We start from the raw sequence: 13,292 nt of genomic DNA, 5'->3' as shown, positions 1-13,292 counted from the left end.
GAAGGGGGAGACGTATGAAGAAAATAGTCTTTACAGGTGGCGGTTCGGCAGGACATGTAACACCTAATTTAGCCATTATCCCATATTTACAGGAAGACAACTGGGATATCTCTTATATTGGTTCTCATCAAGGTATTGAGAAAACGATTATAGAAAAGGAAGGCATTCCCTACTATAGTATTTCGAGTGGAAAGCTACGTCGTTATTTTGATTTGAAAAATATAAAAGATCCTTTTCTTGTAATGAAGGGTGTTATGGATGCGTATGTAAGGATTCGAAAACTAAAACCAGATGTAATTTTTTCAAAAGGCGGTTTCGTATCTGTACCAGTCGTAATTGGAGGATGGCTAAATAGAGTACCAGTTTTATTACATGAATCTGATATGACACCAGGACTAGCAAATAAAATTGCGCTTCGTTTTGCTTCGAAAATATTTGTTACATTTGAAGAAGCAGCGAAACATTTACCGAAAGAAAAAGTAATATATACGGGATCTCCTGTACGTGAAGAAGTGCTGAAGGGAAATCGTGAAAAAGGTTTAGCGTTTTTAGGTTTTTCACGTAAAAAGCCAGTTATTACGATTATGGGAGGCAGCTTGGGCGCGAAAAAAATTAATGATACGGCTCGAGAAGCATTACCAGAACTTCTTAAAAAATATCAAATTGTTCACCTTTGCGGAAAAGGTAACCTTGATGAAAGTTTACAAAATAAAGAAGGATATAGACAATTTGAATATGTACATGGAGAACTGCCAGATATATTAGCGGTAACAGATTTTGTTATTTCACGCGCGGGCTCCAACGCAATTTTTGAATTTTTAACATTACAAAAGCCGATGGTTTTAATTCCATTATCGAAATTTGCAAGCCGTGGAGATCAAATATTAAATGCAGAGTCCTTTGAAAGGCAAGGGTATGCCTCCGTATTATATGAAGAAGATGTAACTGTAAAATCTCTTATAAAGTATGTCGAAGAATTGAATCAAAATAATGAGAAGTATAAAACAGCACTAAAAAAATATAATGGAAAAGAAGCAATTAAAACAATCATTCAAAATATTTCAGAGGCATGATGAAACAATCATGCCTCTTTTAGTAGGGTGAAAGATTCCAAGAATTGATATTTTTATGTTACAATAAAGTGAAACTTTAATCAGTTGGGTTCATCCCACATCTAACTTCTTTACTGTTACTAAATTTTGAGGAGGTAGTCTTACTGCCCTCAAATAGCGGGATAACAAATGGGTTAATAGGGAAATTCCAATTAATGAGGCGTGAAAATACGAATGGATTAGGAGTGACTGTGTTGGAGCTAAGTCTCTATGAAAATACTGCACTTATTATATGCTTTGTGTTGTACGTTGGTAGTGTTATTGTTTATATTTCAAGGAAATTTTCGCAAGAAAGAGAGCTTGAAAAGTCAGAGATAACAGCTGAACTAGAAATGTTAGCTGATGAAAGTTATAAAAAACAAAAAATAAAAGAAGACCATGAAGCATCCCATCATTTAAACGCAAATAAGTTTTAAAGATGGGGATTTTTTTTGAAATTGTTCTTTATTATAGCTATAACAAATAACGCTAAAAAGGAGTTTCCCCATACACAATGAAGGAGTGTATATAAATGAATTTTTATATCGCCTCAGGTTTCCAAAATAAACATCTTGTACATTCCGTAGCAAATGAACTGAAACATGCAGGATGGCACCATACATATGATTGGACCAAAAATGAAAGAGCAGCGAATGAAGAACAATTAAGAGAAATTGGTCAGGCAGAACGAAATGCTGTAAAAGAAGCGGATGTATTTTTACTTATATTAGATGGTGGAAACGGGAGCCATACAGAGTTTGGAATGGCGATTGCACTAGAGAAAACGATATATGTATATCATGCAGGAAACCCGCTCCAAACAACGTTCTATCACTTGCCAGAAATAAATATTTTTGAAGGAGATGTAGCTGAGTTTGCATCTTTTGTTATGAATCATGTGAAATAATAGTAACTACCTAAAAGGTTATAAAAGTGATCTTTTGGGTACAGTGATGATAAGAAACGTATATAAAGGAGTACATAATATGAAATTAGAAAATGGATGGGAAACGAGCTTTTTAGAAGTCGTACAAAATAGTGAATTTAAGAAAGAGGCACTTCTTAGTCAATTGCTTTGTCAGGATAGTGAAGAAGTAGAAGAGCTTGTGGATGATTACGGCTACGAAGAACTTGTTGAACGTGAACATGATGATGAGTTAGCTGAAATCTTAGGAGAAGAACTTTTTAGTGAGATAGAACGCCAAGTATTCTTATCTTCAAACCCAGAAGAAAAACTTATTTCATTCGTCAATGGATTAGGTTTTCATGTGCTAGATTGGATCGTTCTTCTTGAAACAGAATTTGGCATTGATAGTGCAAACTTTACATCAGATGCTGTGAAGGTGTTAGAAAAGCGTTTCAGACAGTTTCCATACATAGAGGACAAGACAATTTTTGATATGACATTTGGAGAATCGATGGATGTATTAGAATCTGTTACAGGATTACAACTAAAGGAAAAGATGAACGTATAATGAAAAAAGAACGTGATTGGATCACGTTCTTTTTTTACATAATAATAATTTTATCATCTAGTTTTGTCTGCCCGGTAAGAAGTGCGTTTAAATATTCCACTTTTCTTATACAAGCTTGTATATGTCTTTCAATCTCTTGTAACTCTGCTTGGTGATGCGTTTCAATTGGATGAATTTGTACGTTGAATTTTTCAAATTGACTACTATATGTTATTTCTGCATAGCCGCTCATAATATCGGTTTCGTTATGAAATAAAAATTGCTTCGTTTTGTCACAGAATGATACATCCTGAAAGCCATATACTTTTAATGCTTCAATTACTTTTTTAATCATTTTTGTATTCATTTTTTAACCCTCTTTACGAAGTTCTACTTATATATTATAACATAAAAAATTACATAGAAAGCGCTTCCAAGTGTATTTTATTATAAACTTTACGTTTCAATCACAAAAATGAAACAAAGAAAAAATAATTGTAAAGAAGGAAGGACTCTTTTATTGTTTCGTCATATATATAGAGAAATAGTGCAATGAAAGGAAATTTTCCGAGGTGGAGATCGTATTTCCAATTTGAGCGCAGTAAAAGAGGTGAGAATTTTGAACTTTGATATTGTAGGACAAAAAGCATATATAAAAGATGGACCGCATCGGAACCGAATTGGAATTGTAAAGAAAAACGAGACAAAATTAGCATCGCAGTTTGCTATTGTAATTGGAGAACAAATCATTGATGTAGAGCTAAAGGATATCGTGTTAGTTGGAGTAGACGTAGGACAATTTCATAAATGGTGCGAACAAAATGGTTATTTGTGAAAAGGACGGGCTGTGAGATAATGAAATATATTTGAGGAAAGAGGATATGTTATCATATTCTCTTTTTCTATGTTTCAGGAGGCGAAAATGAAATATAAAGAACAGGAGTTTACGTTGGAGTTAAAAGAGAACATTCAATGTATGGAGAAGGAAATAGAGCGAATATCACTTAAACTGCATAAAGAGTATGCGCATTTATACATAGAAAAACACATGGAATTAGATATGGGATTTGCAAGAGAAAAAGAGAATCCCTTTGAGGTGGGTTATTATTCATCAGTTGCCATAGCTATATTAGATGAAGAAAAAGAGATGATTGAATTTCACTATATTCCAATTTGGAAATGCGAAAGAATCTTTTTAGGAATGTCAATTCAATCAAACATTTTTGGGAGTAAGAAAGTAGGGGAACTTGTTGATGAATCTTGTTATGAGATTGAGGAGGAGTTAAAAGAGCAACTAGAAGAATACTTGGAGTAAGAATTCTCAAGATAAAATCTATAAAGAGGGAACGGAATAAAAAAGACGCTAACAATTGTATGTTAGCGTCTTTTTTTCATTATGAAGCAATTTCACCAGTTTTTGTATCATCTTGATTGTACGTATCTTGATCTAATTCACCAAGCCATTTACTTGAAATAAGACCTGCTGTCATAGAACCACTTACGTTAAGAGCTGTACGCCCCATATCGATTAATGGCTCAACCGAGATAACTAGAGCAACAATACCGATTGGTAAGTTCATTGTAGATAGTACGATTAAAGCTGCGAATGTTGCGCCGCCACCAACTCCGGCAACACCGAATGAGCTAATAGCAACAACAGCGATTAAAGTTAAAATAAATTGTGGTTGTAATGGATCAATTCCTACAGTTGGAGCGACCATCATTGCAAGCATTGCTGGATAAATACCTGCGCAACCGTTTTGTCCGATAGATACCCCAAATGAAGCTGCGAAGTTTGCAATTCCTTCGGAAATACCAAGCTTTTCTTTTTGAGCTTCAATATTTAATGGCATCGCACCAGCACTAGAGCGAGATGTGAATGCAAAAGTTAGTACAGGGAACACTTTTTTCAAATATTGAATTGGATTTAAACCAGACAATGCAATTAATAATAAGTGAATGATAAACATTACGATAAGTGCTACGTAAGAGGCTAACACGAAGTTACCAAGTTTTAAAATAGCATTTATATCGCTACCAGCAACTGTTTTTGCCATAAGAGCTAATACGCCGTATGGAGTAAGGCGTAAAATTAATGTTACCATACGCATTACGATTGCATATACAGCATCAAGCATTTTCTTAAATAGTTCTGCTTGTTCTGGATATTTTCGTTTTACACCTATAAAGGCAATGCCGATAAAGGCTGCAAATATTACGACAGAAATTGTTGATGTTGGACGAGCGCCTGTTAAATCAAGAAACGGATTTGTAGGCAATAGCTCTAATAATTTATCTGGAATTGTTGTCTTTTCAATAGAAGTAAATCTTTCTTCAACTAGTTTCAGACGAGCAGATTCTGCATCACCTTGTTGCAAGCCTGCTGCAGATACATCAAATCCTGCACTTGCAGCGATACCGACAGCTGCAGCGATTCCTGTAGTAAGAATTAAAATTCCGATAATAAGACCACTGATTTTACCAAGGTTTTTCGTTAACTGTAATTTTGTAAAGGCTGAAATAATAGATACTAAAATAAGTGGCATAACGATCATTTGAAGTAATTTCACATAACCGTTACCGATTAAGCCAAACCAAGTATTTGATTCAATAATTATTTTAGAAGTTGGTTCATAAATAAATTGTAATATAAGACCGAATATAATTCCGACTCCTAAAGCAGTAAATACACGTTTATTAAAAGATACATGCTTACGTTGCATATAATATAATACGCCAACTAAAATGAGCATGACTGCAACGTTAATTCCGACAAGCAGTGTATTCATGTTGATTCCCCCTAATTCCAATCTGTTATATAGAATATAAGGCAATAAAACCTATAAGTCAACTAGGAAATTCCGGGATTAAAAAAAAGATGGCAAAATGCCATCTTTTAATGTCCAGCCCCAGGGACAAGTAAAAATGTCGTGTAGTATGTAAATCCTATGAAGAAAACAGTTAAATATGCCCCGAATACGTATATATACATACGCTCTGTCAATTTTAAATAGCTTAAGAGTACGAAGAAACCTGTTTGTCCTAAAAATAGTAGTGCAGCCTGTTGCATATCTCCTACGTAAAACATAACCGAGAAAATTCCAGTCCAAAAGCCGAGAACGCGAAACATGCGATCCATGCCATTTCCCTCCTTTTCTAGAAAAAATAAAACCTCTTTTCATTATAGTTTATTTTTCTTACTATTGTAAATATTCGTTCATATAAAAAGAAGCCAATTATTATTGGCTTCTTTTTATATGAGAAATTAAATTGTTAGTTTATAATTACAAGATTTACATCCATCTAATAGACTATCATGTCGAGTTAATTCCATGTTAGGGAATAGGATTTCAAAAATTCCTTTCATCATATCTCCGTGCATGTTACAAATTTCAGTTGGATGATGAACAGCAACTTCTTTAAATGGACAATTGTGTACATCATAGAAAATTTTTGTTCCATCTGCACTTAATTCAAATGCAGGTGATAAGCCAGCTGTTGAGAAAGCTTCTTTTGCAATTTGAACTTTTTGTTCCACTGTTAAAGCATCTTCACTCACATTTAAACGTTGCATATGTTGTTGCATTAATTCAGCTCCGAATTGTTTTCCTGTTTCGTATAGCGCTTTCTCACCAGCAGCGCCAAGGCTAAGTAAAGAATTAAATGCGATTCTTGCTAACAATTGATAATCACGGAATGGAAATTGTAATTGGATAACATCTTCAGATAAGACATACAATCTGCTCGGTCGTCCGCCTTTTCCAGTTTTCTTCGTTTCCGATTTTAGCATATGAACATCTTCTAATTTAGATAAATGTAAACGCGCTACGTTTGGATGAATGTCAAACTCATCTGCAATTTCTTGTACCGTTACGTAACTATGTTTTTGCGAAATATATTTATAAATGTAATAACGAGTTGGGTCAGATAATACACCTGTAATTTTTAAAGCTTGTTCCATGAGGATCTCCACCTTTATCACTTTATCCAAGATAATAACATTATAATACAGATAAACATGAGTATAGGTAATTTCAGACAATAATTCGGAAATTGTTCATAATTTCACAAACATATTTTTCCTTTTTCCTCTATTGAAAATACAAAAGTCCAAATTTTTATTGCGAATGTTTTCATGCTATATACATAGTGAGGAGGGAAAAGTGATGAATGGGATTGAAATTTTCGCGAATACAATTTTAAAAGAAGCGTGTAGGGTACAAGCGTCAGATTTACATATTGTGCCCCGGCAGAAGGATGTAGCGGTGCAACTACGTATAGGAAAAGATTTAATGACGAGCCAGTGTATTGAAAAGGAGTTTGGAGAAAAACTTGTCTCACATTTCAAATTTTTAGCATCTATGGACATAGGAGAGAAACGGAAGCCACAGAATGGTTCGCTGTATTTGCAAATTGATGGACAAGAAGTGTATTTACGCCTTTCAACACTTCCAACAGTATATCAAGAAAGTCTCGTTATTCGCCTTCATTTACAAGCATCTGTTCAGCCCTTATCACATCTTTCGTTATTTCCAAGTACGGCAGCAAAACTACTCTCGTTTTTACGCTATTCACAGGGGCTACTCGTGTTTACTGGACCGACTGGATCTGGGAAGACGACGACAATGTATGCATTATTAGAAGTAATTAGAAAAAAGAAAACACGTCGCATCATTACACTTGAAGATCCGGTTGAAAAAAGAAGTGACGATGTATTACAAATTCAAATAAATGAAAAAGCGGGTCTCACATATGAAACAGGATTAAAGGCTATTTTACGTCATGATCCAGATATTATTTTAGTCGGTGAAATCCGGGATGAGGAAACAGCAAAAATAGCTATAAGAGCAAGTTTGACAGGACATTTAGTAATGACAACGCTGCATACGAATGATGCGAAAGGAGCAATCATTCGTTTCATGGATTATGGTATAACGAGGCAAGAGATTGAACAGTCTTTATTGGCTGTAGCTGCACAGCGACTTGTCGAATTGAAGTGTCCGTTTTGCAGAGGAAAGTGCTCAACTTTATGTAAATCAATGAGGCAAGTAAGGCAAGCAAGCATTTATGAGCTACTATATGGACATGAGTTAAAACAAGCACTTAAAGAAGCAGATGGAGAATGTGTTACTTACAAACATGAGACTTTAGAATCGTCAATACGAAAAGGATATGCTTTAGGTTTTTTAGAAGAAGATGTTTATGTTTAAGAAAACTTGGAGTTTAAGTGATCAAGTAGTATTGTTGAAACGTTTAGGAGAATTATTAGAAAAAGGCTACTCTCTTTTACAAGCATTAGAATTTTTACAGTTTCAATTACCTGTAGAAAAGAAAGTACAATTGCAGCGCATGATTGAGGGGTTAAAAGATGGGAAAAGTCTACACGATTCTTTTCATCAGTTAAAGTTTCATCAGGACATGTTAAGTTATCTATTTTATGCCGAGCAACATGGTGATATTTCTTTTGCTTTGCAACAAGGAAGTGTACTTCTTTATAAGAAAGATAAGTATAGGAGAGACATGATGAAAATAATGCAGTATCCTATGTTCTTGATGTTTTTTCTACTAATCATGCTTTTTATTTTTAACCTCATTTTATTACCTCAGGTTGAAATGGTTTATAGTTCGTTCGGTTCTAATACACCACTACTTACAGAACACATTTTAAGTGCAATAAAACTGCTACCATACATTATTTTAACCGCTATTTTAACTGTTATTATTGGATGTAGTTTATACATGTTGTATTTTAGGAAACTTCCACATATTAGACAGGTAAAAATCATGCTTCGTATTCCTCTCATCAAAACATTTCTTATTTTAAAGCATTCACATTATTTTGCTACTCAGTTGAGTGGTTTATTAAATGGTGGACTATCAGTATGCGAAGCTTTAACAATAATGATGGAGCAAAGATATCATCCGTTCTTTCAATATGAAGCGAATCGGATTGAAAGACAATTAATTGGAGGAGAACAGTTACAATCTATCATTGCTAAAAGTGGGTATTACGAGAAAGAACTTTCTTATGTTATTACGCATGGACAAGCAAATGGCAATTTAGGGATTGAATTAGGTGACTATAGCGATCTTATTATGGAAAAGATGGAACGAAAAATTAAACATATGTTAGTTATCATTCAGCCTATTTTATTTACATGTATTGGAGGAATCGTTGTCCTTATGTATTTAGCGATGATTATGCCGATGTTTCAAATGATGAATTCTATTTAGGGGGCATTTGTATGCAGAATGAGGAAGGATTTACTCTGTTAGAGATGCTATTAGTAATGGTTGTCATAACTATATTATTACTATTAATTATTCCAAATGTAGTTACACAGCGTTCATCGGTCCAAGGAAAAGGGTGTGCAGCTTACGTGAAATCTATAGAAGCGCAAATACAAGTATATCAATTACAACATAATAAAATTCCATCGTTAAAAGAACTGGTAGATGAAAAGTATATTACAACTGATAAGTGTCCGAATGGCGAATCTATTCATATATCAGATGATGGCACAGTATCAATTAGGGCATTGTGAAACAACAAGGGTTTACTTTTTTAGAAATGTTACTCGTTTTATTTGTTATTTCTGTATTAAGTATAGTTACGTATTTTAGTGTTCATTCCTTATACGAGCGACAAAAAGTTGAACAATTTTTGAGACAGTTTTCAAATGATATTTTGTATATGCAGCAATTAGCGATAAACCATCAAAAGCACTACACATTACGTTGGCATAAAGATAGAAATATGTATGCTATAAAAGAGTCAGGTACAAAGTATTATATCGTCAAGCGAGAGTATGAAGAAGATATACAAATTGATTTGCATACGTTTCCAAATCCGATGACATATAACCCAAGTGGAAATATTAATAGAGGTGGTACGATTATAATTTCGTATAGAAATTATAAATATGAAATTGTATTTCAGCTTGGAAGAGGGAGATTTACGTATCGTGAAATGTCAAAAAGGATCCATAATGGCTGAAATGATTGTATCGTTAAGTGTTTTAATGATGGCTGTATCGTTACTACTACCGCAAACAGTATTAGTTATGCAAGAAAGAAAAAATATACAAATTCGTTATAAGGCAACTGGATTATTAAAAAAAGAAGCAGCTATATATATGTATGGAAATGAAGAAAAGCGAATAATAGAAAAGAATATAAATGGAATTGTGTATTACACATATTGGGGAGGCAATGAAGTTTGTACCATGTGGAAAGATGTGAAAGACAGAATGATGGAACAATGCTTTTATGTAGGAGAAAAAATAAATTAGAATTTGGTTTTTCATTAATAGAAATGATTGTATGTCTGTTTCTATTATCAATATTTTTTTTGCTCTTTCCCCGCCTACATTTCATTGAAATGGAAAATAAACAGTCGAAAGGGTTAAATGATTGGGAGTGGGATGTATATTTAGGGCAAATGCAATTGGAGTTTCGTGAAGTATCATCTGGAGAACAGCTAGCATTTGAAAATGGAGAAAGTATTTTACAATTCCGATCGCGTAATGGGAGTGAAGTATCGTATGAAAAAGAGAATAGTCGTCTTATAAGAAAGGTAAATAGGCGCGGGAGGGAAGTTGTTTTACAAAATATTGGAACGGTTTCTTACAAACTAACACCTCATGTACTCATTATAAATGTGAAAGATACTAGTGGGAAAATATATGAAGGTGTAGTTATGCGATATAGCGAAATAGGAATAAACGTATGAGAAAGCAAAAGGGATTTACAATGCCTGGAACGATTATCTTTCTTATTTTATTAACTTCTTTTTTTATATACGAAACAAATATGTTGTTTACAGATAAAAATTTTTATATAGGAATAGAACAAAAATTTTTATTGGATGAATTACTTAACCGATCTATTACAGATATAAAAAAAGACTTACAGCAAAAAGAAAAAGAAGGTACATTTTTCTTTCAGTATGAAAAGGGAGAAGCGAGTGGAAATTATGTCTTTGAAAATGATTTAATTCTCGTTGCTTTGCAGTGTACACTCAAACAGGAAGCTTTCTATACGGTGAGTTTTCGGTATAGAAAAAAGGATGGGAAAATAGTTGATTGGATAGAAGGATAATATGTAAAATGTATATATAGATAAACCAGGATTTCCTATTGTAAATTGAATTGATTTTTTAGAAGAAATGGATAAATATAATGATTAAAAGTTTAAATTTTCTCAAAAAAGAGAAAGGTAGAAAGAATATGATATATTCATGCTATCCAATCATTATTTTTAGGGAGAATAGGGAAATGACAAACAACAATCAAATAGGTGAAAATAAGGAACAAACTATTTTTGATCATAAAGGAAATACGATTATGACAGAAGATAGAGAAATACACATTATTTCAAAATTCGAAGAACCTCTTATTGTCGTATTAGCAAATGTACTAAGTGATGAAGAGTGTGATGAATTGATTGAAATGTCTAAAAATAAAATGGAGCGTTCTAAAATTGGTTCATCACGTGATGTAAATGATATTCGAACAAGTAGCGGTGCATTTTTGGAAGACAATGAACTTACTTCAAAGATTGAAAAACGAATTTCATCTATCATGAATGTTCCGGTGGCGCACGGAGAAGGCTTGCACATTTTAAATTATGAAGTGGATCAACAATATAAAGCACACTATGATTATTTTGCGGAACATAGTAGATCAGCTGCTAACAATCGTATTAGTACGCTTGTAATGTATTTAAATGATGTAGAAGAAGGCGGAGAAACGTACTTCCCAAAATTAAATCTTTCTGTACACCCTAGAAAGGGAATGGCAGTATACTTTGAGTATTTTTATCAAGATCAATCATTAAACGAGCTTACGTTACACGGAGGGGCACCTGTAACGAAAGGCGAGAAATGGATTGCAACGCAGTGGGTGAGAAGAGGCACTTATAAGTAAAAGCGAGTGTTACGTTTTGTTCTTCATAGTATAAGAACAAAACGTTTTTTTATTAAACAAAGTAGCATCTTTCGTTATAATAACAATTAATAAATGACGATTGAGAGGACAAGAAATGAAATCTATATACATAACCGGCTACATGGGAGCAGGGAAAACAACAATTGGAAAAGCGTTAAGTAAAGAACTTCAAATGGATGTTGTAGATACTGATCAAAAAATCGAAGAGAAGCAAGAGAAGGCAATTCGAAAAATTTTTGCCGAAGAAGGCGAAATGGCTTTTCGGGAATATGAAAGCGAAATGTTACGTGCGCTACCAGTCCATAATGTTATTATTACAACTGGTGGGGGAATTATTGAACGAGCGGAAAATCGCAAGTGGATGAAAGAGAACGGAACTGTCGTGTATTTATATTGTGATCCGCATGTAATTGCAGAAAGGCTTCGTGAAGATACGACACGTCCACTATTTCAAAAGAAAGATATAGATGCATTCGTAAAGAAATTTGAATCACGCCGAGCTTATTATGAAGAGGCTCATATTCATATTGATACGACAAATAAGTCTGTAAAGCAAATTATAAATGAATTAAAGGAAAAGATTAATGTATAAAAAAGTGGACATACTAATCAAGTAGAGGTGATGATAATATGTCTACTAATGATTATGTTCGCTTTGTGACGCAGCAGTTTGTGTCGTATATGGATGCTCCAAAAGAAGATCGAAAACAAAAGAAAGAACAACGCCGTGCTGAAAAAGAGCCATTTATGAATAAGTGGTTTGGTGTTATGCCGCTGAGTGCTGCTTTGTTTTACCGAAATGTAAAAAGTAAAAGAAAAAAATCAAGTTAAATTTTAGTCATATGTTTAGCAAACCCAAAATCCCCTAGTGTCGTATTACACTAGGGGATTTTTATTTACTGCACGGATTCTTGTTCTTCCGTAACGGCATGTATTTTATTATTTACCCAAACAAATCCAATTCCGATACAAATGGAAATGCCCCATCCAACAGCGGTCATAATCGCTCTCATTTCACCATAGCCATCTACACCGAAAACAGAGATGAAATAAATTTTTAAGAAGCTTTTTAATATGAATTGTAGACCGAAAAATAGCGTTAAATATTGCAGTGCTGGATAAATACGACTATCACGATAAAGCTCACGACTTTTATCACGGTCATGGCCTTGCAGTGCGGCAATATCTGCTGCGAAATATAACATAAGTGGTTTCTTTATAAAAATTGTACATATGACGATAATACCGAGTACGATGTGATAATATGCATCATTCCACAACATTCGTTCAGCTGACCCAGATAATAAATCTACCGTTGTATTAGAAATGAGTGTAATTAAAATAAAGAACCCTGTCACGTTAAACTGTTTTTCTTTTTTAAAGGTATACAGTGTATAAATAATCCCCGGAACAGAGGAAAGTAACATCGCGTAATAAGGATCGATATAAGGTTTTGCAAATTTCCAAATGAGGAATGGGATTACGAGATAAAAGACAAGATCTAATATAGCTTTTTTATTTTGATTCATACAAAGCCTCCTTAAGTCATACATATATTTTATAATATAATTTCTGAAAATTGTATAAGGTTTAATGGGAAAAGAAAAAATATATCAATTTTCGAGGGGGAGTAGATTGAAAAAAATTGCCCCTAGCGTAGTAAGTTTTTTTAGTATATAATAAAGGAAACGCTTTCATTTTTAATTTGTTCACAAAATGGACGGAAAATCACATATTTACTATCGATATGTTGCTTTATAATGAAACTAATTAAATATACATGCATACAATATTGTGAA

General features: G+C 33.6%; 22 protein-coding genes. 16 read left to right on the top strand and 6 right to left on the bottom strand.

All coding sequences use genetic code 11. The features are described from left to right. Window positions 1-14: 14 nt before the first annotated feature. From murG to N2V80_RS21280, 4 genes are all read left to right on the top strand, one after another. Window positions 15-1,073 (top strand): undecaprenyldiphospho-muramoylpentapeptide beta-N-acetylglucosaminyltransferase, encoded by a 1,059-nt coding sequence (murG, locus tag N2V80_RS21295; RefSeq protein WP_000724777.1) that lies wholly within the window; start codon window positions 15-17, stop codon window positions 1,071-1,073. 194 nt (window positions 1,074-1,267) lie between these two features. Then, window positions 1,268-1,528 (top strand): DUF3966 domain-containing protein, encoded by a 261-nt coding sequence (locus tag N2V80_RS21290; protein ID WP_001250699.1) that lies wholly within the window; start codon window positions 1,268-1,270, stop codon window positions 1,526-1,528. A 95-nt stretch (window positions 1,529-1,623) separates the two neighbouring features. Next, entirely contained in the window at window positions 1,624-1,998 is a 375-nt protein-coding gene (locus N2V80_RS21285; protein ID WP_001012333.1) for a nucleoside 2-deoxyribosyltransferase, read from the top strand. 79 nt (window positions 1,999-2,077) lie between these two features. After that, window positions 2,078-2,566: a hypothetical protein gene (locus tag N2V80_RS21280; RefSeq protein ID WP_000764261.1), complete on the top strand. Its 489-nt coding sequence runs from the start codon at window positions 2,078-2,080 to the stop codon at window positions 2,564-2,566. A 34-nt stretch (window positions 2,567-2,600) separates the two neighbouring features. Here the strand turns inward: N2V80_RS21280 and N2V80_RS21275 are convergent, their stop codons facing one another. Then, a complete protein-coding gene (locus N2V80_RS21275; RefSeq protein WP_001093237.1) occupies window positions 2,601-2,912 on the bottom strand; it encodes a hypothetical protein in 312 nt (103 codons plus the stop codon). 252 nt (window positions 2,913-3,164) lie between these two features. Here N2V80_RS21275 and N2V80_RS21270 point away from each other — a divergent pair, with 252 nt between their 5' ends. Further along, window positions 3,165-3,380: a DUF3912 family protein gene (locus N2V80_RS21270; RefSeq protein WP_001008326.1), complete on the top strand. Its 216-nt coding sequence runs from the start codon at window positions 3,165-3,167 to the stop codon at window positions 3,378-3,380. Between the two features lie 87 nt (window positions 3,381-3,467). Continuing rightward, on the top strand, window positions 3,468-3,860 hold the full coding sequence (locus N2V80_RS21265) for a hypothetical protein (RefSeq protein WP_000875390.1): 393 nt from the start codon (window positions 3,468-3,470) through the stop codon (window positions 3,858-3,860). A gap of 79 nt (window positions 3,861-3,939) precedes the next feature. Here N2V80_RS21265 and N2V80_RS21260 read toward each other — a convergent pair whose 3' ends face one another. From N2V80_RS21260 to N2V80_RS21250, 3 genes are all read right to left on the bottom strand, one after another. Beyond that, the gene (locus N2V80_RS21260) at window positions 3,940-5,334 is read right to left on the bottom strand and encodes an L-cystine transporter (RefSeq protein WP_001094331.1); all 1,395 of its coding nucleotides are present in this window, start codon (window positions 5,332-5,334) and stop codon (window positions 3,940-3,942) included. Between the two features lie 107 nt (window positions 5,335-5,441). Further along, window positions 5,442-5,684 (bottom strand): DUF2626 domain-containing protein, encoded by a 243-nt coding sequence (locus tag N2V80_RS21255; protein ID WP_000375619.1) that lies wholly within the window; start codon window positions 5,682-5,684, stop codon window positions 5,442-5,444. 126 nt (window positions 5,685-5,810) lie between these two features. Then, entirely contained in the window at window positions 5,811-6,506 is a 696-nt protein-coding gene (locus N2V80_RS21250) for a helix-turn-helix transcriptional regulator (RefSeq protein WP_000434124.1), read from the bottom strand. Between the two features lie 205 nt (window positions 6,507-6,711). Here N2V80_RS21250 and comGA point away from each other — a divergent pair, with 205 nt between their 5' ends. The 10 genes from comGA to N2V80_RS21200 all read left to right on the top strand — a co-directional run bounded on the left by comGA (window position 6,712) and on the right by N2V80_RS21200 (window position 12,324). Further along, window positions 6,712-7,755 (top strand): competence type IV pilus ATPase ComGA, encoded by a 1,044-nt coding sequence (gene comGA, locus N2V80_RS21245; protein WP_001013185.1) that lies wholly within the window; start codon window positions 6,712-6,714, stop codon window positions 7,753-7,755. Beyond that, window positions 7,748-8,779, top strand: a complete 1,032-nt coding sequence (gene comGB, locus N2V80_RS21240) for a competence type IV pilus assembly protein ComGB (RefSeq protein WP_000475192.1) — start codon at window positions 7,748-7,750, stop codon at window positions 8,777-8,779. The genes comGA and comGB overlap by 8 nt, the downstream gene beginning before the upstream one ends. Window positions 8,780-8,790: 11 nt before the next feature. Next, the gene (gene comGC, locus N2V80_RS21235; RefSeq protein WP_061654476.1) at window positions 8,791-9,090 is read left to right on the top strand and encodes a competence type IV pilus major pilin ComGC; all 300 of its coding nucleotides are present in this window, start codon (window positions 8,791-8,793) and stop codon (window positions 9,088-9,090) included. Next, window positions 9,087-9,542 carry a competence type IV pilus minor pilin ComGD gene (gene comGD, locus N2V80_RS21230; RefSeq protein ID WP_000813142.1) on the top strand — a complete coding sequence of 152 codons (456 nt, stop codon included), beginning with the start codon at window positions 9,087-9,089 and terminating at the stop codon, window positions 9,540-9,542. The genes comGC and comGD overlap by 4 nt, the downstream gene beginning before the upstream one ends. Beyond that, window positions 9,535-9,837, top strand: a complete 303-nt coding sequence (locus N2V80_RS21225) for a hypothetical protein (protein ID WP_000829473.1) — start codon at window positions 9,535-9,537, stop codon at window positions 9,835-9,837. Before comGD ends, N2V80_RS21225 begins: the two co-directional genes overlap by 8 nt. After that, the gene (gene comGF / locus N2V80_RS21220) at window positions 9,807-10,277 is read left to right on the top strand and encodes a competence type IV pilus minor pilin ComGF (RefSeq protein WP_000923099.1); all 471 of its coding nucleotides are present in this window, start codon (window positions 9,807-9,809) and stop codon (window positions 10,275-10,277) included. Before N2V80_RS21225 ends, comGF begins: the two co-directional genes overlap by 31 nt. Next, window positions 10,274-10,645, top strand: a complete 372-nt coding sequence (gene comGG, locus N2V80_RS21215; RefSeq protein WP_001231273.1) for a competence type IV pilus minor pilin ComGG — start codon at window positions 10,274-10,276, stop codon at window positions 10,643-10,645. The genes comGF and comGG overlap by 4 nt, the downstream gene beginning before the upstream one ends. Before the next feature lie 176 nt (window positions 10,646-10,821). Then, a complete protein-coding gene (locus N2V80_RS21210) occupies window positions 10,822-11,472 on the top strand; it encodes a 2OG-Fe(II) oxygenase (RefSeq protein WP_000183860.1) in 651 nt (216 codons plus the stop codon). Between the two features lie 115 nt (window positions 11,473-11,587). Continuing rightward, a complete protein-coding gene (locus tag N2V80_RS21205; RefSeq protein ID WP_061654475.1) occupies window positions 11,588-12,085 on the top strand; it encodes a shikimate kinase in 498 nt (165 codons plus the stop codon). Window positions 12,086-12,123: 38 nt separating this feature from the next. Continuing rightward, window positions 12,124-12,324: a YqzE family protein gene (locus N2V80_RS21200; RefSeq protein WP_000106083.1), complete on the top strand. Its 201-nt coding sequence runs from the start codon at window positions 12,124-12,126 to the stop codon at window positions 12,322-12,324. 65 nt (window positions 12,325-12,389) lie between these two features. Here N2V80_RS21200 and N2V80_RS21195 read toward each other — a convergent pair whose 3' ends face one another. Both N2V80_RS21195 and N2V80_RS21190 read right to left on the bottom strand, forming a co-directional pair. Then, window positions 12,390-13,022, bottom strand: coding sequence for a VC0807 family protein (locus N2V80_RS21195; RefSeq protein ID WP_001073111.1), 633 nt, complete (start codon window positions 13,020-13,022; stop codon window positions 12,390-12,392). 140 nt (window positions 13,023-13,162) lie between these two features. Further along, window positions 13,163-13,279 carry a hypothetical protein gene (locus N2V80_RS21190; protein WP_001987222.1) on the bottom strand — a complete coding sequence of 39 codons (117 nt, stop codon included), beginning with the start codon at window positions 13,277-13,279 and terminating at the stop codon, window positions 13,163-13,165. Window positions 13,280-13,292: the final 13 nt, after the last annotated feature.

Origin of the sequence: Bacillus sp. FSL W8-0640 (assembly GCF_038007725.1) — a bacterium.
GTDB lineage: Bacteria > Bacillota > Bacilli > Bacillales > Bacillaceae_G > Bacillus_A > Bacillus_A cereus.
Note: the sequence above shows the minus strand (reverse complement) of the source record. Positions and strands in the feature narration are given on the sequence as shown.